The sequence below is a fragment of the Moryella indoligenes genome, assembly GCF_030812885.1.
Taxonomy (GTDB): Bacteria; Bacillota; Clostridia; order Lachnospirales; family Lachnospiraceae; genus Moryella; species Moryella indoligenes.
The window spans coordinates 36,647-54,124 of record NZ_JAUSTO010000011.1 but is presented as its reverse complement, the minus strand read 5'-3'; the positions used below and the strand labels follow the sequence as shown (position 1 = coordinate 54,124).

The window sequence follows — 17,478 nt, the reverse complement described above, 5'->3', positions numbered from 1 at the left end:
TCAACCGCACACAAGCTGAAAACCCAGCATGAGCAGCGGCTGATGCAGAAGATAGATCCACAGACTGTGTCGACCGAGAAATTCAAGAAAGTGCAGCGGAACACCCGGTATGTCCCGCGTCACAGCACTGCACCTCTGCCCCGCTGCCTCGCGCTTCTCCCCGCGTGTCTCCCACAGAAGGCGCAGGCCGTAGCCGGCGAGATACAGAAAGCACCAGGGAAGAAGAGAAAAATAATCCGTCGAATAAAAACCCCGGGGCGGGAAGCCAAGCCATGCCGTGAACAGATTCCGATAGAGCGGCGAAGGAAGTACAAAGAGACGCAGCCCCTCAAAGCCCAGATATCCGGAATTCACATCCCGGCTCAGAAAAAAACAAAGCAGGCTGAAAAAAAGCACCGCTCCGCCGGCGCGACAGGCGCACACTCTGTTTTTAAGACACTTAGAGATCAGGCGATCCGGCACTATCAGGAGCAGCATGCAGGCCCCAAGGAGACTCAGCACACCGAAGAGTATGCGCTCCTCCGGCATAATCAGACCGGTCACTGCCATAACCAGCGCCCCCGCGATACTGACCTCCAGTCCACGCCGGAGGGGATGCCGCCCAAGCCGGAAGCTGAAGCCCGATAAAAGGATGAAGCTCCAGCATATGCTCTGCTGCCAGAGATAGCCCGGCAGCGCTGCATACCACGGAGCTGCAAGACCACGAAGGTACACAGCGTCCCACATCCCGTGATAGCATATCATGCTGCACAGCGTGAGTCCGCGAAGCGCGTCAAGCCAGCGCAGCCGTCCTCTCAAAAGAAAGGAAGCTTCTGTTCTCTTAAATATACTTTCCCAAGACATCATATCCATTTTATATTTTCTGTTCCTGTGTTATTATGAGCAGGCAAATGAAACATGTTCATAGTATCACGTTTACTCAAAGGGGAGGAAATTTTATGAAACACAAGAGCAGTTTTCTGCCTTACCTGTTGATCCTGATCGGCATCCTGCTGCCGATCTATCTCATGAAGACGGTGCCTGCACCCGCCAGCTCGGTGAGTGCGGCTGATGTGAGTCAGGAAGCGCTTCCCGCTGATGTGAAGAGCGGCAGCGCCACGGTTCCGGGACGCAACGGCCCCATCAGCCTGGAGGTACAGGCGACCGCGGATCAAATCTATTCCATAAATATCACCGAACACACAGAGACCGACGGCATCGGCACCATCGCGATCGCCGAGCTTCCGAAGAAGATACTGGAGAGCCAGAGCCTTCAGGTGGATGCGGTCTCCGGTGCGACCCAGACGAGCGACGCGCTGCTTGATGGTGTGCGCGAGGCTCTCAGCGCAGGCGGGATAGACCCGACCCCCTTCACGCTCGCAGCCGCAGCCACAAAAGCCCCGGCAAAAGATTGGAGCATCGACTGTGATATCGTCATCGTCGGCGCGGGTGGCGCAGGCATGAGCGCAGCAATTGAGGCGGCCAATGCCGGCAAAAAGGCGGTGATTCTCGAGAGCCTCGCCATGGTCGGCGGCAACTCCATCCGCTCCACAGGCGGCATCAACGCGGCGAAGACGAAATATCAGGATGAAAACGAATTCGGCGAGAGTGCAGGTGTTGAAAAGACGCTCACCGCTGCCGCGGAAAAATATGCAGACAATGAGACGATCACTGCCCTCGCCGCAAAGGTACAGGAGCAATGGGACGCCTATCAGGCCAGCCCGGAGGGCTACTTCGACTCTGAGGAGCTCTTTGCGCTCGACACCATGATCGGCGGCAAGGGAAAGAACGACCCTGCTCTCGTCGCAACGCTCGTCGAAAACAGCGCGGATGCAATACGCTGGCTCGAGCAGATCGGAGCGCCCATGCCAAGCGTCTCCAGCTTCGGCGGCGCCTCCGTGAAGCGTATCCACCGCCCGGTCAATGCAGAGGGCAAAACGATCTCCGTCGGTTCCTATGTCGTCCCGATTCTCCACGAAAATCTTGAGAAGCTCGGTGTGGATATCCTGCTTGAGACCACCGCAAAAAAGATCCTGACTGATGCTGATGGACATGCAGTCGGCATCGAGGCAGTGGGAAGCTCCGGCGAGAAGGTCACGGTCAATGCAAAGGCCGTGGTGCTCGCGACCGGAGGCTTCGGCGCGAACTTTGAGATGGTGACAAAATACCGCCCGGAGCTTGCGGGCTTCATGAGCACAAACGCGCCCGGCGCGCTGGGGCAGGGACTCACCATGGCAGAAGAGCTCGGCGCGGCGACGGTAGATCTCGACCAGATCCAGATACACCCGACCGTCGAAGCAAATACCGCCTCCCTCATCACAGAGGGGCTGCGCGGCGACGGCGCCATCCTCCTCAATGCGGAGGGAAAGCGCTTCATCGACGAGGTAGGAACCCGCGATGTGGTCTCCGCTGCGGAGATCGCACAACCCGGCGGCTATGCGTGGCTCATCGTCGATCAGGCCATGGCAGATGCCTCCAATGTCATTCAGGGCTACATAAAGCACGGCTTCGCGGTCGAGGGCGCAGACTATCCGGCGCTCGCCGCGGCACTTGAGCTCGATCCGGCTGCCCTCGAGGAGAGCATGAACCGCTGGAATGAGGCAGTTGCAAACAAGAGCGATCCGGATTTCAACCGGACGAGCTTCGCCAGCCCGCTGAGCACAGCGCCCTACTACGCGATCAAGGTCATGCCCGGCATTCATCACACCATGGGCGGACTGAAGATCAACACCGAGGCCGCTGTTTTAAATGAGAGCGGCACACCCATTCCGGGACTCTTCGCGGCAGGCGAGGTCACCGGCGGTGTCCACGGCGCAAACCGCCTCGGCGGCAATGCAGTCGCAGACTTCACAGTCTTCGGCAGAATCGCCGGACAGAGCGCCGCGGCCTATACAGACGCACAGTAAGGAAGCACAGGTCGCTGCCTCCCGCAGCATTCATAAATAGCAAGACAGCATATGGGCCTGTGGTATACAGCATAGAGATAAGAAGAAGCTGTGAGGAAACAAATTTTCCTTCACAGCTTCTTCTTTGACTTTTATTCTGACTTTGCAGACTCCTCCATCGGAATATCGAGCGCCGCGAGAAGCTGCGGGACCTCCTTCACCGGGACTATCTCCAGCGCGGCCTTCACCTCCTCTGCGACCTCATCGAGATCGTCAGCATTATCCGCAGGGATATATACCGTTCTGACACCCGCTCGCTGGGCCGCCATGAGCTTCTCCGGCAATCCTCCGATCGGCTTCACCCCGGACTGAAGCGAGACCTCACCGGTCATCGCAATATCAGAGGGGATTACACAGCCCGTCACCAGTGAGGCGAGCGCCGTGGTCAGCGTGATGCCTGCAGAAGGCCCGTCCTTCGGCGTCGCCCCGTCCGGCACATGGATGTGCAGATCATTTTCCTCAAAGAGCTTCGCCTTCTCCGGGAAGAGCCCCTTTACCTTGCTCACTGCGATCTGTGCGGACTCGCGCATCACATCTCCCAGCTGACCGGTAATGAGAAGCTTCCCGCTGCCCCTGGTAAACAGAGTCTCGATGTAGAGAATCTCACCGCCGACGGAGGTCCACGCGAGCCCTGTCACAACTCCGGGCGTGTAGTTCTCTCTCACCCTTCCGTGCTTCATCGGGTGCGTGTCCATGTAGCTCCGCAGATTCTCTTCATTGATCTCTGTCCGCTCAGCGCGCCGCTGCACAAGCTCCACCGCTGCACTCCGAAGCAGCCTGTCCGCACACTTCTTCAGCCCGCGCACGCCGGACTCCCTCGTGTAGTCATCAATGATGCAATACAGCGCCCCGTCCGTCACGGAGAACTGCTGCTCTCCTATTCCCACACTCGTCATTGCCTTCGGCAGAAGATGCCGCCGCGCGATCTGAAACTTCTCCGTCCTGGTATAGCCCTGAAATTCAATGATCTCCATGCGGTTCAGAAGCGGCGCAGGTATGGTGTCCAGTGTGTTCGCCGTACAGACAAAGAGTACGTCTGAGAGATCGTAGGGCGCGTTCAGGTAGTGATCCGTAAAGCTGTGATTCTGCTCCGGATCCAGCACCTCCAGCAGCGCGCTCGCCGGATCTCCGTTGTAGGAGGAAGAGAGCTTATCCACCTCATCCAGCACCATCACTGGATTGGAGACGCCGCTTCTCCGTATTCCGTCGATAATACGGCCCGCCATGGCGCCGATATAGGTTCGCCTGTGCCCGCGGATATCTGCCTCGTCCCGCACGCCGCCGAGACTCACGCGCACATATTTCCGCTTCAGCGCGCCGGCAATGCTCTGGCCTATGCTGGTCTTTCCTGTTCCCGGAGCCCCTACAAAGAGCAGGATAGAGCCCGACTGCTGCCCCCTGAGACTCATCACCGCGATCTGCTGAAGGATGCGCTTCTTCACCTTGCGGAGCCCGAAGTGATCCTCCTCAAGGATCTGCTCCGCCTCGGAGAGATCTATGCACTCCGCCTTCTCCTTTTTCCAGGAGAGACCCGTCACATAGTCCAGATAGTCGTATAGCATGCCGCTCTCCGCACTCTGCTGCCCCTCCTGCTTCAGCCGGTTCAGCACCTTCTCCGCCTCCGCCCTCGCCTCGTCGTTCATGCCGGAATCCTGTATCTTCAGCTCGAACCTTCTGATATCGGAGATCTTATCCGGATGCAGCGCGTCGAGTTCCTTCTGGAGATACTCAATCTGACGCTTAATTGCCGATTCGCGATACAGCTTCTGATAATTCTCCTCCTGCGCGGACTGCGCCTCACCGTTCACGCGTCCGAGCTCCAGATTCTCATAGATCATCGACTCTATGAGCGCATCACGCTTTGCTTTGCTGTCCTCCGCCAACACCGCATAGCGCTCTCTCGCGGAATTGACCATCCAGCGGGACATCACCCCGGCGATATCTCCCATAGAGGCCCAGTGCGACACCATGCTGCGCACCATGGTTCCCCACTGCGAGTTCTCCGAGAAGCGGATGATCGCCTTCTTGACCTCCTTAACCCGCCGCTCGGCCTCATCCGCATCCAGATCGTCAATATCTGCCCGGCGCTCAATATCCAGATCAATGCGGCGATCCTGATACACCGTCACCTCACGCAGCTCTATCCTGCCGCCGGTCTGAATCACGATATAGCCCTTGTCGCTGACCTCCGTGATGGTTCCCGTGAGCCCTATGGGAAAGAAACTCTCATTCGTGAAGGACTCCCGCTCCTGCTCCTCCTTCAGAAAAATCATCGTGACGCGCTCTCCGCTCACCGGAACCCGTCCGACCATATGCTGATAATACTCTGTCACAAGCGGCACATTCGACTCCGGCGCTGCAAGCACGTTATATACCGGTACCACTGCCATATGTTTCACCTCGGTTCTCCGCGGTTTCATCCGCGACTGATACACTGCTGCCTCAGGGCTGAGCCCTTAGGCGCTTGTTATATATGTTATGTAACAGAATATAGCATTGAGGTGACAGGGTGTCAAGTTTTTTATCAGGCGGCCTTTCTCTTCCCTCCGCGGAACACATCCGCGACTTCTGTAACCGTGATGTAGGCATTCGGATCTATGCCCCTCACGAGACTTCTCAGCTTTCCGATCTGAAAACGGTTCACAACAAAGTAGATCACTGTGCGCTTCGTATCGGAGTATGCGCCGCGCGCCTCCAGAAGTGTGGCCCCCCGCTCAAACACCCGGGTGAGCTCCGCACTGACCGCATCCCCCCGCTCAGTGATAATCATGGCGCTCTTCGAGCGGTCTATGCCCTCCGTGATGAAATCCACAGTCTGCATGCCCGCCATATAGGTCACGATGGAGTAGAGCGGCAGTATCCAGCTCTGCAGCACACAGCCTATAATCACGTAGAGTATCACATTGTATATCATGGTGAAGGTTCCGACTGTGAGCCCCAGATCCTTTGCGAAGATAGAAGCGACGACATCCATGCCGTCCATCGCTCCGCCAAAGCGGATCGCAAGCCCGCTGCCCGTGCCGGAGATCATCCCGCCGAAGAGTGCGCAGAGCAGCAGATCCCGCCCGGCAAGCGGCGAGGCCAGGCTCACATCCACCGGAAGCACATCGGTGATCATCCATGCCCCGATAGAATAGATGCTCACCACAAAGATAGAATAAATTGTAAACGCTGTGCCCTGCTTCTTCCAGCCAAAGAGAAAGAGGGGAATATTCAGCAGCACAAGAAACACTGAGAGTGTGAAAAATGGCGGCGTGATCTGCGCAAGCAGCATGGAAGTGCCGGAAATGCCGCTGTCGTAGAGCTCCACCGGTTGCAGAAATATGGTGACTCCAAATGCATTGACACAGCCTGCCGCGAGCAGTCCGAGAAAGTTTTTCCAGCTGAGCTGGCGAAGCAGTTCTCCAAGCTTTGTTTTTTTCTTACCCTTGCCCTTCATGAATTCCTCCCTATCGTGCAGCCCGCCTCCGGGCGTGTGGTGTATGTATTCTACCACAGATCCGCTTTTATTCCTATTCCGTCAGGCAGCTGGCGTCACTCTGTACTGCCTGGAGATCCGGGCCCCAAAAAAGCCGCAGAACGATTTCATCACAGAGTCTGCAAGGGGAACTTGCCGGACTTTGCGTACTCACAGTTATGTATACAGTCCTCCCTTGTGCGCGCTGCACATTCTCCGCCGGGCTTTATCATAATGGAAGCTTCGAAGGAACTTCCCTCATGATAAAAACGGCTTCGGAGCGCATCATCTCCGAAACCGCACAGAAAACCTATTCTCTTGTCTGTCTCTTCTCCCTTCAGGCCGTCACCGCGCGGGACAGACGGCTTCTCACCGGGCGCCCAACAAGAATGGCAAGGACGATCTTCACCATATCGAGCGCGACAAAGGGAACCACGCCCGCTGCAAAGGCCTTTGCAAGACCCATTCCTGTTGTGTACGCAAGCCAAAGAGTACCGAGCGCATAACAGATCGTGAGCCCCAGCGCCATACCGACAAACTGCAGGGCAATGTTCTTATAATAGCGATCTATAAACCAGCCGCTGACCAGCGCCATAAAGATGAAGCCGATCAGATAACCCCCGGTTGGTCCGAGCACCTTGCCCGGGCCGCCGGAGTAGCCTGAGAGCACGGGCACGCCGACAAAGCCGATCAGCAGATAGACAAGATACGCGATGGTGCCAAGCTTCATTCCGAGCACATAGACTGCGAGATACACCGTGAGCACCGTAAGTGAAAAAGGCACAGGTCCGAGCTGTGGGGCCATGGGGCCGAAAATACACATCACTGCAGTCATAACCCCGATCAGTGTCATGTTTCTGGTACTTAAGCTTTTCATTCCTTCTCTCCCCCGAAAACAGATTTGTATGAGCAGAGAGCCGCCTCCACCTGCAGTGTGCAGCGTATTCACAGCAGCTGTATCCCGCTCGTCCCTGAAGAGCATACGCTGTGCGTCCTCAATTGTCAACCAAAATATTCTATTGCAGTTGACAAACTTGCAAAGCAGTGACTATACTCTGCTTAAATCAATCATTAAGCGGGCTGTGCAGGCGCTCTGGTGCGCTTCTGCATCGAGGCCCGAAACGGGAGGCAACTATGGAAGCAGAGGCCAGGATGCAGCAGGCGGCAGAGCCGGGTATTGGGAAGCTCACAGAAGAAATCATTGGGGGACGCAGGCTGAAGCGCGGTGATCCGGCGCTCCCGACACTGCTCCAATGCGAGCTGAATGCACTGTGTCGGGGAGCAGACCGCCTGCGGGCGCATTTCTGCGGGGACAAAGTAGATTTATGCACGATTATCAGCGGAAAATGCGGGCGCTGCAGCGAGGACTGCAAGTACTGCGCACAGTCGGCGCACAGCAAAACCGGCTGCGAGGAGTATGATTTTCTCCCCTCCGAGCTCATTGTCGCGGCGGCGCACTCCCATGAGCGGGAGGGGGTAAACCGCTTCTCCATCGTGACCTCCGGGCGGGCACTGAGCGGCGCAGAGTTTGACCGCGCCATCAAGACCTATGAGTGCCTCGGCAGAGAATGTCAGCTGAAGCTCTGCGCCTCCATGGGTTTTCTCACAGACGAGCAGTTCCGGCGGCTGCGCGAGGCCGGGGTGAGCCGCTACCACGACAATATCGAGAGCTCCCACCGCTTCTTTCCGCAGATCTGCACAACGCACAGCTTTGAGCAGAAGCTCTCTGCCATACGTCGGGCACAGGCCGCAGGGCTCACAGTGTGCTCAGGCGGCATCATCGGTATGGGGGAGGACTGGGAGGATCGCATCGACATGGCGCTCACTCTCTCGGAGCTTCAGATCAAGTCCATTCCGATCAATATTCTGATGCCGGTGAAGGGAACACCGCTTGAAAATCAGCCGCCGCTCAGCGACGAGGAGGTGCTGCGGAGCATCGCCCTGTTCCGCTTCATCAATCCGGAGGCACAGATACGACTCGCGGGAGGACGGCGCTCCCTGAAGGAGAACGGGCGTGAAACCTTCTGCTCCGGCGCCAGCGCCACGATCACCGGAAATATGCTGACCACCAGCGGCTCCACCATCGCGCAGGACCGCGCGATGCTCACCGCCATGGGCAGGGATGTGCGCCCGGAGTGGGCGCAGGAAGCACGAGCCTAAGGGACAATGCGCCGCGCTCTCCGCTCCGGAGAGCGTGCGCTCAGCTTCCGTAGCCCAGCTGCTTCAGCTCTGTAATCACCTCTGCCGCTCTCTCACTGCCGCGCTTGGCGGCGTAACAGCTCCACTTAAAGGCCTTCTCATAATTCTTTTTCCCGTCAAAGCTGCCCTTTAAGTAGCCTTCACCGAGCTCTGCAGCCGCCTCGATGCTCCCGAGCGCCGCGGCGTCAATCAGCTGAAACAATCTCTTTTTACTCATATTTCTCCTTAATCCTGATCCTTAAACAGGATCCTCAAACAAAATGAAAATTTTTCCATCAAATACACAGGTGCCGAGGGGCTTTCTCCTATGGGGAAGCCGATTTTTTTTCCATATGATAAAAAAGGAAAGCCTCCGTAATGAAAGCTTTCCCTGTGCAGTGCGGGAAATGGGACTTGAACCCACACGGCTTGTGGCCACTAGATCCTTAGTCTAGCCTGTCTGCCAATTCCAGCATTCCCGCGAATGCCTGTGCAGTATAGCACAGGGCATGGGAGGATTCAAGCTCTTTTTTTACTTTTTGTGATTTTCCCAGTTCCCCGCACAGCTTCGACAGTTGCCCTCATCCTCCGCTTCCGCTCCTGCGCGGAACTCACACCAGCTTTGTTGTCCACCTCGTGCAGTCCCATACCTCCGTCGCGATATCCTGATAGAACTCCGGCTCGTGACAGACCATGAGTATGCTGCCCGGGTACTCCTTCAGTGCCCGCTTCAGCTCCTCCTTGGCATCCACATCGAGATGATTGGTCGGCTCGTCCAGCACGAGAAGATTGGCCTCACGGTTCATGAGCACACAGAGCCGGAGCTTTGCCTGTTCACCTCCGGAGAGCACCTTCACACGGCTCTCGATATGCTTTGTCGTGAGACCGCACTTTGCGAGCGCTGCCCGCGCCTCATACTGCGTGAATCCCGGAAACTCCTGCCACAGTGCCTCAAGACAGCTGTGCTGCGGATCCGGAGTGACCTCCTGCTCAAAGTAACCGATCTCCAGGTAATCTCCGCGCTCGACTCTCCCCGCGTACTCCGGTATGAGTCCGAGCAGACTCTTTAAGAGCGTCGTTTTTCCGATGCCGTTGGCACCCGTCATGGTGATTCTCGCGCCGCGCTCCATCTTAAGATTCAGCGGGGAGGAGAGCGGCTCGTCGTAACCAATCACGAGCTCCTCAGTCGTAAAGAGATACTTTCCCGGCGTGCGCGCCATCTGAAAATGAAACTCCGGCTTCGGCTTTTCCGCAGCCAGCTCTATCCTCTCCATATTGTCGAGCTTCTTCTGACGGGACATCGCCATATTTCTGGTGGCAACCCGCGCCTTGTTCCGCGCGACGAAATCCTTTAATTCCGCGATCTCCTGCTGCTGTCTGTCGTAGGCCGCCTGAAGCTGCGCCTTCTTTACCGCATAGACCTCCTCAAATTTATGATAATCCCCTGCGTAGCGGGTCAGCTGACAGCCCTCCACATGGTAGATGACATTGATCACGCTGTTTAAAAAGGGAATGTCATGCGAGATCAGTATAAACGCATTCTCATACTCCTCTAGGTAGCGCCGGAGCCAGCTGATGTGCTCCTCATCCAGATAGTTCGTCGGCTCGTCAAGAAGCAGAATATCCGGTTTTTCAAGCAGCAGTTTCCCCAGCAAAACCCGGGTGCGCTGCCCTCCCGAGAGCTCTGTCACATCCTTATTTAATCCCAGCTCCATAAGACCCAGTGCCCGTGCGACCTCCTCAACTTTCGCATCAATGAGATAGAAGTCGTGTGCCGTGAGCATATCCTGCACAGTGCCGAGCTCCTCCATGAGCCCCTCCATCTCCTCCTCTCCCGCAGTTGTCATGCGGTCGCAGAGCTCATTCATCCTCTGCTCCAGAATAAGCAGCGGATCAAAGGCTGTGCGGAGCACAGAACCTATCGTCATGCCGCGCTCCAGCACCGCGTGCTGGTCGAGATAGCTCACGTGTACATTCCTGGCCCACTCAACTCTTCCCTCATCCGGCGTGAGCCTCCCCGTAATGATATTCATAAAGCTGGACTTTCCCTCGCCATTTGCCCCCACGAGGCCGATATGCTCTCCCCGCAGCAGACGAAAGGAGACGTCCTCAAAGATTGCGCGGTCTCCGAAGCCGTGTGACAGATGCTCAACAGTGAGAATACTCATGCAAAAAAACTCCTTATCGGCTATAATTTTCCACAGACGACGCTCCGCGCCGCCTCTCCTGAAATTTATACCAGATTGCTGATAAAAATTGAAGCAAATCTATTGTGAGGTGACAAGATGACACTATATTATCCTGTGATACTGAAAAAGCTTGCGCACACTTACCGCGCGGAGTTTTGCGATCTCGACGGCTGCTATGGTGAGGGAAAGGATATGGAGGATGCCCTCGATGACGCGAGAAATGAAGGCATCAGCTATATACTCTCCGAGCTGGACAGCGATGCGCTCCTCCCGCCTCACAGTGAGGCGGAGGAAATATCACTCGAAAAAGGGGAGCAGGTCGTCATGCTGGCGCTGGTGCTCCCCCGCGAGGAGAACTGGAACTGGCTCGGCTGAGCGCCTGTGACTACGCCTGCAGCCAAAGGAAAAAGCGCCGCGTCGGCTGCGCATAACAGCAAAGTGCCCGGCTCCCGCATAGTGTGAAAACCGGGCGCAGCGGACTGCATGATCCGCGTCCTGTCAATGCTCTGCCTTCAGTTTGCATATGCCCTGGGTCATCGTACCCATGGGACAGAAGGTGCACCAGCTTCTCGGTTTATAGAGCGCCATCACAATGATACCGATGAGGGCGGAAGTCAGCATAAGACCATAGAAGCCGAAGCTGAACTGTGCCACCCACGCCGGGACGCTGCCATCCGTATAGGCGAAGCTCCGCGGCACGGTCTCAATGCAGTCCGCGGGACAGGCCCGCACGCAGATGCCACAGCCGACGCGGCTCTCCGCCTCCACCTTTGCATAACATCCCTTCCACACCCGAATTGCATCCCGCGGACAGAGCTTTTCACAGCTCCCGCAGGACACACAGCTTCGCTGATCTACTCTCGCGTATTTTTTGACGGCATCTCGCCTCCTTCTGTTCCTCTTCTCTTCTTATTTTATTTGCCTGATTGTCTGCTTATACTGTTCGCCGCTTCCCGTGTATTGCTCTTATCGCACAAAAAGCTCTCAGCCTCTCCGGCTGCTCTCACCCCTCGTGATGTCCGCAGCCATGTCCCTCACCGTGGTGACCACAGCTGTGACCCTCGCCGTGATGCTCCCCGTGGTGAAAACACTCCGTGGCCGGGTCGAACTTCAGCTCGCCCTTTGCAAGCGCCGCTGCTGCCGCATCCGCGTCCCCGCTGACACCCGGATAGAGCTGAATCCCCGCCTCGGAGAGAGCCATGCGGGCACCGCCGCCGATCCCCCCGCAGATCAGAGCATCCGCCTCTACCGCCTTCAGAAAGCCCGCGAGTGCCCCATGGCCCGCGCCCTCTGTGCCGACCACGCGTGCAGACTGCACCGCTCCGTTCTCAATATCATAGAGCTTAAACTGCTCCGTTCTCCCAAAGTGCTGAAATATCTCCCCGTTCTCATAGCAAACCGCAATTCTCATAGCATCGCTTCCCTTCTCTGGCAGCTCCGCCGGTCTTAATTTTTCGCAGAGCTTCAGACTGATATTGCCTCCGGAAATCCGGAGCGCTCTGCCCTCCACCAGCATGGTAACCATTTTCTTTCTCGCGGAATCATACACTCCGGTCACCGTGGTCCGGGCGACCTCCATGGCGCGCGCACACTCCTCCTGCGTCAGCCCGCAGTAATCCAGAAGACGGAGCACCTCATACTCATCAAGGCTCATCACCACAGGCGGCAGCTGCCCCCCCTCACCCACAGGGCCAAAGCTCCAGTAGTCAGGGTAACAGCATATCTTTCTGCATTTCCGGGGTCTTGCCATCACAACCTCCAATCTGTTTCCGCGTGAAAGCTCTGCAGCTATCATGCGGCATTTACTGACATATGTCAATAACTTTCATAAAACTTTTCTTTTTTACTTGCAGAGTGGATATCCTTTTCTTATACTAAGGTGAATCTGTTGCTGTTCTTCTATTACCAAAACTGCTCTCAGCCCCTGGCTGCCGGAGGTGTCATGCCCACTCATATCAATCAATCCAATGTACGCCGCTTCGTATTCATGCTGATCGGCGTCTTCTTTCTGGGGGTCGGTATCGGTCTCTTCAAGCTCTCTCTCATGGGAAATGATCCCAACACTGCCTTTGTGATCGCTGCGGCGGCGAAGCTCGGCGTCGATTTTGCCGTTCTGAATCTCTTCGTCAACAGCGCCTATTTTCTTCTGGAATACATTTTCGGCCGCTCGCTGATCGGCATCGGTACCTTCATCAACTGGGTCATGGTCGGAACGGTCGCATCTGCCTGCGATCATCTGGGACGCTACCTTCATCTGGCTCCGGAGCACTTTGCGTCAAAGCTGCTTGTCATGGTGCTCGGGATACTGATACTCACGCTCTCCTGCGCCATCTATCAGACCGCGGATATGGGCATCGCCCCCTATGATTCCCTGTCGATCATCCTCAGCCGGAGGAGCGGGCGCTCCTACTTCTGGTGCCGCGCCTTCACAGACTGCGTCGGCGCGCTGCTGACGCTTCTGCTCGGCGGACTGCTCGGCATCGGCACGCTGATGTGTGCGCTGGGACTCTCTCCCTTCATCAGCTTTTTCACAAAATATGTCGCAGAGCCTCTGCTCGGCCCTGCGATCACCAGTGTCAGGAAAGAAGGTGTATGATATGGCAGCATTCGAAACAAGACTTCCCTTTGCCTCCGACTACATGATGGGGGCGCATCCTGCGGTGCTCCGCGCTCTCACAGAGAGCAATCTGATCCCTGCTGCGGGCTACGGTGAGGATCAGTTCTGCGCTGCGGCGAGAGAAAAGATACGCGCCGCCTGCGCCTGCCCGGAGGCGGAGATTCACTTTCTCGTCGGCGGAACACAGACCAATGCAGCAGTCATCGATTCTCTGCTCCGCCCCTATCAGGGCGTACTTGCGCCGGAGAGCGGACACATTGCCGTGCACGAGGCGGGCGCCATCGAATACGGCGGTCATAAGGTCCTTCCACTCCCTTCCCGCAACGGAAAGCTCTGCGCCCGGGATGTGGAGCGCGCTGTCCTGAGCTACCGGCAGGATGAGACGCGTGAGCACACAGTGATGCCGGCCATGGTCTACATCTCTCAGCCAAGCGAGCTCGGCACGCTCTACTCCCTCTCTGAGCTGCGCGCGCTGCATGAGATCTGTCGGAAGTATGGACTCTGGCTCTACGCGGATGGCGCCCGCCTTGCCTACGCACTGGCAAGCCCGGAAAATGATGTCTCTCTCCCTGCGCTCGCAGAGCTCTGCGATATCTTCTATATCGGCGGCACCAAGTGCGGAGCCCTCTTTGGCGAGGCAGTCGTGATCCCCACTCCCGGGCTCATCCCACACTTCTTTACCATGATAAAGCAGCACGGCGCCCTGCTCGCAAAGGGACGTCTCCTCGGTGTACAGTTTGACGCGCTCTTTACAGACTCTCTCTACCTGACGCTCGGCAGCTTTGCGGTCGATGCTGCCATCCGGCTGCGGCACGCCCTTCTGGAGTACGGCTATGAGCTCCGCTTCGATTCCGTCACAAACCAGAGCTTTGCCGTCGTGGATCATGACAGAAAAGAAAGGCTCCGGGAGACGGTTAATTTCAGTCCCTGGGAGCCCGTAGATGAGAACAGGAGCATCATCCGCTTTGTGACCAGCTGGGCCACCACGGAGACAGAGCTCCGTGCGCTGATTGCCCTTCTGAAATGATGTGTCCAAATTAAAATATCAGCTGCACAAGCAGCATATACGCAGCGGTTCCACCTGCGATTGAGAGAAGCATCTGATGCTTCCAGCGGTGGAGCGCCGCTGTTATTATAATGGCGATCAGTTCCGGGACTGCATGCGTGCCGAAAAAGAGACTGACGCCCCTCAGACAGTAGACCACGAGCATGGCAAAAACAGCTGAGGGCAAGGCCCTCCCGAGATAGGCAATAAAAGGAGGTGTGGGTTTTCCCTCCCCGCTCTGACAATGGTTTCCGAAACAATGTAAGTAAAAGAAGTATCAGACACATTGATGGAAGCAGAAAACGGTCAGCTCCGAAGATCGTCATGCTCATCAGCATGGGATACCAGAAGGAGAAGCCGGAGACATGCATGTAAACCCCATAGGCGAGTCCGAGAAACCAGAAACCCGCAAAAATCGGAAGCGTGTGCGGAAAAGCCTCCCACAGCGCTCTGAGAGGAGCGCTCTGCTTCATTCCCACTCCTTCCAGACCTCCGGGCAGTAGCCGACTGTGGCCCTCTGCCCGTTTCGCACGATGGGCGTGCGGAATACCTCCGGATGCTCCAGTGCCTTCTCCTCCCTGTCCTCCGGCGACAGGTAGCGGATCAGGGTCAGCTGCTCCTGTGCCTTCGTCTTTGGATCCAGCAGCGCCTCCAGCCCGCCAACCGCGCGCAGCACACTCTGCAGCTCGCCGCGGCTGAGTCCCTTCTCCTTCAGATCCACCATCTGAAAACGGATGCCGCGCTCCTTAAAATAGCGCTCCGCCTTTTTCGTATCAAAACTCTTCCTTGTTCCGAATATCTGTATGTTCATAATTCTCTGTATCCTCTCAGTTCCTCACTGATGGCATGGTAATCCTCCCGAAAGGCACTCCCTCTCGGCCATATAAAGGCAAAATCATGCTCCAGCTTAAAGTCCTCAAGCAACAGTTCCCTGAGCGTCCCGCGAAGCAGCTGATCCCGCACAGCAACCCGGTACAGAAAAGAAATCCCACAGTCCCTCTCCAGAAGTCCGATGATTACGTGCATGTTTTCAATCTCCGTTCTGCGCTGAAAGTCCTGCACGCTGAGCCCCTTCACCGCAAGACTGCGCTCAAGGATATTTCTGGTTCCGGAGCCCGGCTCCCGGAGTATGAGGCGCTCACCGACAAGATCTCTGAGCGAATGAGGCTCTCTCAAAAACGAATGCGCCGCGGCACAGACCGGAATAAATTGCTCCGTATCAAAACGTAAGGAATCATATGCCTCCTTACGAAAATACCCCTCCACCAGCGCAAAGTCAATGCTTCCTTCTCGAAGCTCCTCCTCAAGCTTTGCGGTATTTCCGTAACGAACACGCACATTGCGCTCCGGATGGGCCTTCAGATACGCTGCGAGCGGAGCCAAGAGCGTATACTCTCCTATCGTCATGGTTACACCGAAGGAGAGCTCCCTCTTTCCGCTCCCGCACTCCCGCATTCGCTCCCGCATGATCTGCTCATCATTTTTGATCACTGCCATCGTCTCACGAAGGATACGCCCTTCTCCGGTGAGATAGATCCGCTTTCCTTCCTTTCGAAAGAGCTTCACGCCATACTCCCGCTCCAGATACTGAATGTGCTGGGACACTGCGGGCTGCGTGATGCAAAGCGCTTCTGCCGCCCTGGAAAAATTCATATGCTCACACGCAGCTAAAAAGGTCTCGATTCTGAAATCCAGCTCTGTCTCCTCCTTCCCAAGTTTGCTAATCCATAATGATTTCTTATTAATATATCATTATATATAATTTTTCTTTACTTTCCTATTCTTTTATAATGAGTCTCGAAAAAGTTTTTCACTTAGGAGGAAACATTCATGAACTGGCTGCAGAAACATATCCCCGGCATTCTGGTATGCTTTATCATTGCGCTTCCGTCATGGCTGCTCGGAAAGAAATTCCCTGTCATCGGCGGCGCTGTCATCGCAATTCTGGCAGGTATGATCATAACAATGTTCTGGAACAACAAGGGCAGTGCTGCTCCCGGCATCAAATTCAGCTCAAAGATCATCCTGCAGACTGCAGTCGTACTGCTCGGCTTCGGCCTCGATCTCCATGTCATACTGAAAACCGGCGCGCAGTCTCTGCCCATCATCCTCTGCACCATCTCCACCTCGCTGATTATCGCCTATGTCCTGCACCGGGTCATGCACATACCGGGAAATATCTCCACTCTGGTCGGCGTCGGCTCCTCCATCTGCGGCGGCTCTGCGATTGCGGCGACCGCACCTGTCATTGATGCGGACGATGATGAGGTGGCGCAGGCGATCTCGGTCATCTTCTTTTTCAACGTCCTCGCTGCAATTCTCTTTCCCATACTGGGAAATGTGATCGGCTTTGATACGACAAGCGGAGAGGCCTTCGGAATCTTTGCAGGCACTGCGGTCAATGACACCTCCTCTGTCACAGCTGCCGCCTCCACCTGGGACAGCATGTGGGGGCTCGGCACCGCAACGCTCGACAAGGCAGTGACCGTAAAGCTGACCCGCACGCTGGCGATCATCCCCATTACGCTGGGACTCGCTTTCATCCGTGCCCGCAGAGCAGGCTCTGAAAAGGGCAATACTTCCGTCAGTCTGAGGCAGGTCTTCCCCATGTTCATACTCTATTTTGTCGCGGCCTCTCTCATCACAACGCTTGCGCTTGGTGCCGGGATTCCCTCCAGCGTATTCGCCCCCCTGAAAACCCTGAGCAAGTTCTTTATCGTCATGGCAATGGCCGCAATCGGTCTGAACAGCAACTTGATCAAACTCATCAGGACCGGTGGCAAGCCTCTCTCTCTCGGTGCATGCTGCTGGGCAGGAATCACGGTCGTAGGCCTCCTGATGCAGCATCTTATGAGAATATGGTAAAATAACGAGGAAAGACTCCATGCGCTTGCGCAAATGGAGTTTTGACGAGAAAACCCATCGAGCGGCAGCGAGATGGTAAAATAAAGAGGAAAACCTCCCCGCGCTTGCGCAGGAGGGGCTTGACGACAAAACCCATCGAGCGACAGCGAGATGGGGAAAGAACTAAGAAATGCCCATCAGCTATTGAAACTCAGCTGATGGGC

At 56.2% G+C, this 17,478-nt stretch carries 15 protein-coding genes, 1 tRNA gene and 3 pseudogenes; 6 read left to right on the top strand and 13 right to left on the bottom strand.

What is annotated here, in order from left to right; translation table 11 throughout:
- Positions 1 to 798: a heparan-alpha-glucosaminide N-acetyltransferase domain-containing protein gene (locus J2S20_RS08835; protein ID WP_211292268.1), complete on the bottom strand. Its 798-nt coding sequence runs from the start codon at positions 796 to 798 to the stop codon at positions 1 to 3.
- 140 nt (positions 799 to 938) lie between these two features.
- Here J2S20_RS08835 and J2S20_RS08830 point away from each other — a divergent pair, with 140 nt between their 5' ends.
- Positions 939 to 2,885: a flavocytochrome c gene (locus J2S20_RS08830; protein WP_106612807.1), complete on the top strand. Its 1,947-nt coding sequence runs from the start codon at positions 939 to 941 to the stop codon at positions 2,883 to 2,885.
- 131 nt (positions 2,886 to 3,016) lie between these two features.
- Here J2S20_RS08830 and lon read toward each other — a convergent pair whose 3' ends face one another.
- The 3 genes from lon to J2S20_RS08815 all read right to left on the bottom strand — a co-directional run bounded on the left by lon (position 3,017) and on the right by J2S20_RS08815 (position 7,258).
- Positions 3,017 to 5,314, bottom strand: a complete 2,298-nt coding sequence (gene lon, locus J2S20_RS08825) for an endopeptidase La (RefSeq protein WP_106612806.1) — start codon at positions 5,312 to 5,314, stop codon at positions 3,017 to 3,019.
- 134 nt (positions 5,315 to 5,448) lie between these two features.
- Positions 5,449 to 6,420, bottom strand: coding sequence for a YitT family protein (locus J2S20_RS08820; protein WP_242933993.1), 972 nt, complete (start codon positions 6,418 to 6,420; stop codon positions 5,449 to 5,451).
- 298 nt (positions 6,421 to 6,718) lie between these two features.
- Complete coding sequence (locus J2S20_RS08815; RefSeq protein WP_307255055.1) at positions 6,719 to 7,258, bottom strand: biotin transporter BioY; 540 nt, start codon at positions 7,256 to 7,258, stop codon at positions 6,719 to 6,721.
- Positions 7,259 to 7,515: 257 nt separating this feature from the next.
- Between J2S20_RS08815 and bioB the strand changes: the two genes are divergently transcribed.
- Entirely contained in the window at positions 7,516 to 8,541 is a 1,026-nt protein-coding gene (gene bioB / locus J2S20_RS08810) for a biotin synthase BioB (protein WP_211292267.1), read from the top strand.
- 40 nt (positions 8,542 to 8,581) lie between these two features.
- Here the strand turns inward: bioB and J2S20_RS08805 are convergent, their stop codons facing one another.
- From J2S20_RS08805 to J2S20_RS08795, 3 genes are all read right to left on the bottom strand, one after another.
- Positions 8,582 to 8,797: a hypothetical protein gene (locus J2S20_RS08805; protein WP_106612804.1), complete on the bottom strand. Its 216-nt coding sequence runs from the start codon at positions 8,795 to 8,797 to the stop codon at positions 8,582 to 8,584.
- Between the two features lie 161 nt (positions 8,798 to 8,958).
- A tRNA-Leu gene (locus J2S20_RS08800) sits at positions 8,959 to 9,041 on the bottom strand.
- A gap of 129 nt (positions 9,042 to 9,170) precedes the next feature.
- A complete protein-coding gene (locus J2S20_RS08795; protein WP_106612803.1) occupies positions 9,171 to 10,727 on the bottom strand; it encodes an ABC-F family ATP-binding cassette domain-containing protein in 1,557 nt (518 codons plus the stop codon).
- Between the two features lie 117 nt (positions 10,728 to 10,844).
- On the opposite strand from J2S20_RS08795, the gene J2S20_RS08790 reads away from it, so the two are divergent.
- Entirely contained in the window at positions 10,845 to 11,123 is a 279-nt protein-coding gene (locus J2S20_RS08790; RefSeq protein WP_106612802.1) for a type II toxin-antitoxin system HicB family antitoxin, read from the top strand.
- 123 nt (positions 11,124 to 11,246) lie between these two features.
- Here the strand turns inward: J2S20_RS08790 and J2S20_RS08785 are convergent.
- From J2S20_RS08785 to J2S20_RS08775, 3 genes and pseudogenes are all read right to left on the bottom strand, one after another.
- Positions 11,247 to 11,429: pseudogene (locus J2S20_RS08785) on the bottom strand (4Fe-4S binding protein); the annotation flags it as partial.
- A 33-nt stretch (positions 11,430 to 11,462) separates the two neighbouring features.
- Positions 11,463 to 11,603, bottom strand: a pseudogene (locus J2S20_RS08780) (4Fe-4S binding protein); the annotation flags it as partial.
- A 148-nt stretch (positions 11,604 to 11,751) separates the two neighbouring features.
- Positions 11,752 to 12,498, bottom strand: a complete 747-nt coding sequence (locus J2S20_RS08775; protein WP_106612801.1) for a DUF134 domain-containing protein — start codon at positions 12,496 to 12,498, stop codon at positions 11,752 to 11,754.
- 192 nt (positions 12,499 to 12,690) lie between these two features.
- Between J2S20_RS08775 and J2S20_RS08770 the strand changes: the two genes are divergently transcribed.
- Together J2S20_RS08770 and J2S20_RS08765 are read left to right on the top strand one after the other, a co-directional pair.
- Entirely contained in the window at positions 12,691 to 13,344 is a 654-nt protein-coding gene (locus J2S20_RS08770) for a YczE/YyaS/YitT family protein (protein ID WP_106612800.1), read from the top strand.
- A gap of 1 nt (position 13,345) precedes the next feature.
- On the top strand, positions 13,346 to 14,392 hold the full coding sequence (locus J2S20_RS08765) for a threonine aldolase family protein (RefSeq protein WP_307255053.1): 1,047 nt from the start codon (positions 13,346 to 13,348) through the stop codon (positions 14,390 to 14,392).
- A 10-nt stretch (positions 14,393 to 14,402) separates the two neighbouring features.
- Here J2S20_RS08765 and J2S20_RS08760 read toward each other — a convergent pair.
- From J2S20_RS08760 to J2S20_RS08745, 3 genes and pseudogenes are all read right to left on the bottom strand, one after another.
- A pseudogene (locus J2S20_RS08760) lies at positions 14,403 to 14,630 on the bottom strand (branched-chain amino acid transporter permease); the annotation flags it as partial.
- Positions 14,631 to 14,879: 249 nt separating this feature from the next.
- Entirely contained in the window at positions 14,880 to 15,221 is a 342-nt protein-coding gene (locus J2S20_RS08750; protein ID WP_307255050.1) for an arsenate reductase family protein, read from the bottom strand.
- Entirely contained in the window at positions 15,218 to 16,105 is an 888-nt protein-coding gene (locus J2S20_RS08745; RefSeq protein ID WP_307255077.1) for a LysR substrate-binding domain-containing protein, read from the bottom strand. Before J2S20_RS08745 ends, J2S20_RS08750 begins: the two co-directional genes overlap by 4 nt.
- A gap of 135 nt (positions 16,106 to 16,240) precedes the next feature.
- On the opposite strand from J2S20_RS08745, the gene J2S20_RS08740 reads away from it, so the two are divergent.
- On the top strand, positions 16,241 to 17,275 hold the full coding sequence (locus J2S20_RS08740) for a YeiH family protein (protein WP_307255048.1): 1,035 nt from the start codon (positions 16,241 to 16,243) through the stop codon (positions 17,273 to 17,275).
- The last annotated feature ends 203 nt before the right edge of the window (positions 17,276 to 17,478 follow it).

Excerpts from the sequence above, each read along its gene's own strand:
- J2S20_RS08805 (WP_106612804.1), bottom strand. The coding sequence starts at position 8,797 with ATGAGTAAAAAGAGATTGTTTCAGCTGATTGACGCCGCGGCGCTCGGG.
- lon (WP_106612806.1), bottom strand. The coding sequence starts at position 5,314 with ATGGCAGTGGTACCGGTATATAACGTGCTTGCAGCGCCGGAGTCGAAT.
- J2S20_RS08815 (WP_307255055.1), bottom strand. The coding sequence starts at position 7,258 with ATGAAAAGCTTAAGTACCAGAAACATGACACTGATCGGGGTTATGACT.
- J2S20_RS08790 (WP_106612802.1), top strand. The coding sequence starts at position 10,845 with ATGACACTATATTATCCTGTGATACTGAAAAAGCTTGCGCACACTTAC.
- J2S20_RS08775 (WP_106612801.1), bottom strand. The coding sequence starts at position 12,498 with ATGGCAAGACCCCGGAAATGCAGAAAGATATGCTGTTACCCTGACTAC.
- J2S20_RS08740 (WP_307255048.1), top strand. The coding sequence starts at position 16,241 with ATGAACTGGCTGCAGAAACATATCCCCGGCATTCTGGTATGCTTTATC.
- J2S20_RS08795 (WP_106612803.1), bottom strand. The coding sequence starts at position 10,727 with ATGAGTATTCTCACTGTTGAGCATCTGTCACACGGCTTCGGAGACCGC.
- J2S20_RS08770 (WP_106612800.1), top strand. The coding sequence starts at position 12,691 with ATGCCCACTCATATCAATCAATCCAATGTACGCCGCTTCGTATTCATG.
- J2S20_RS08765 (WP_307255053.1), top strand. The coding sequence starts at position 13,346 with ATGGCAGCATTCGAAACAAGACTTCCCTTTGCCTCCGACTACATGATG.
- J2S20_RS08750 (WP_307255050.1), bottom strand. The coding sequence starts at position 15,221 with ATGAACATACAGATATTCGGAACAAGGAAGAGTTTTGATACGAAAAAG.
- J2S20_RS08830 (WP_106612807.1), top strand. The coding sequence starts at position 939 with ATGAAACACAAGAGCAGTTTTCTGCCTTACCTGTTGATCCTGATCGGC.
- bioB (WP_211292267.1), top strand. The coding sequence starts at position 7,516 with ATGGAAGCAGAGGCCAGGATGCAGCAGGCGGCAGAGCCGGGTATTGGG.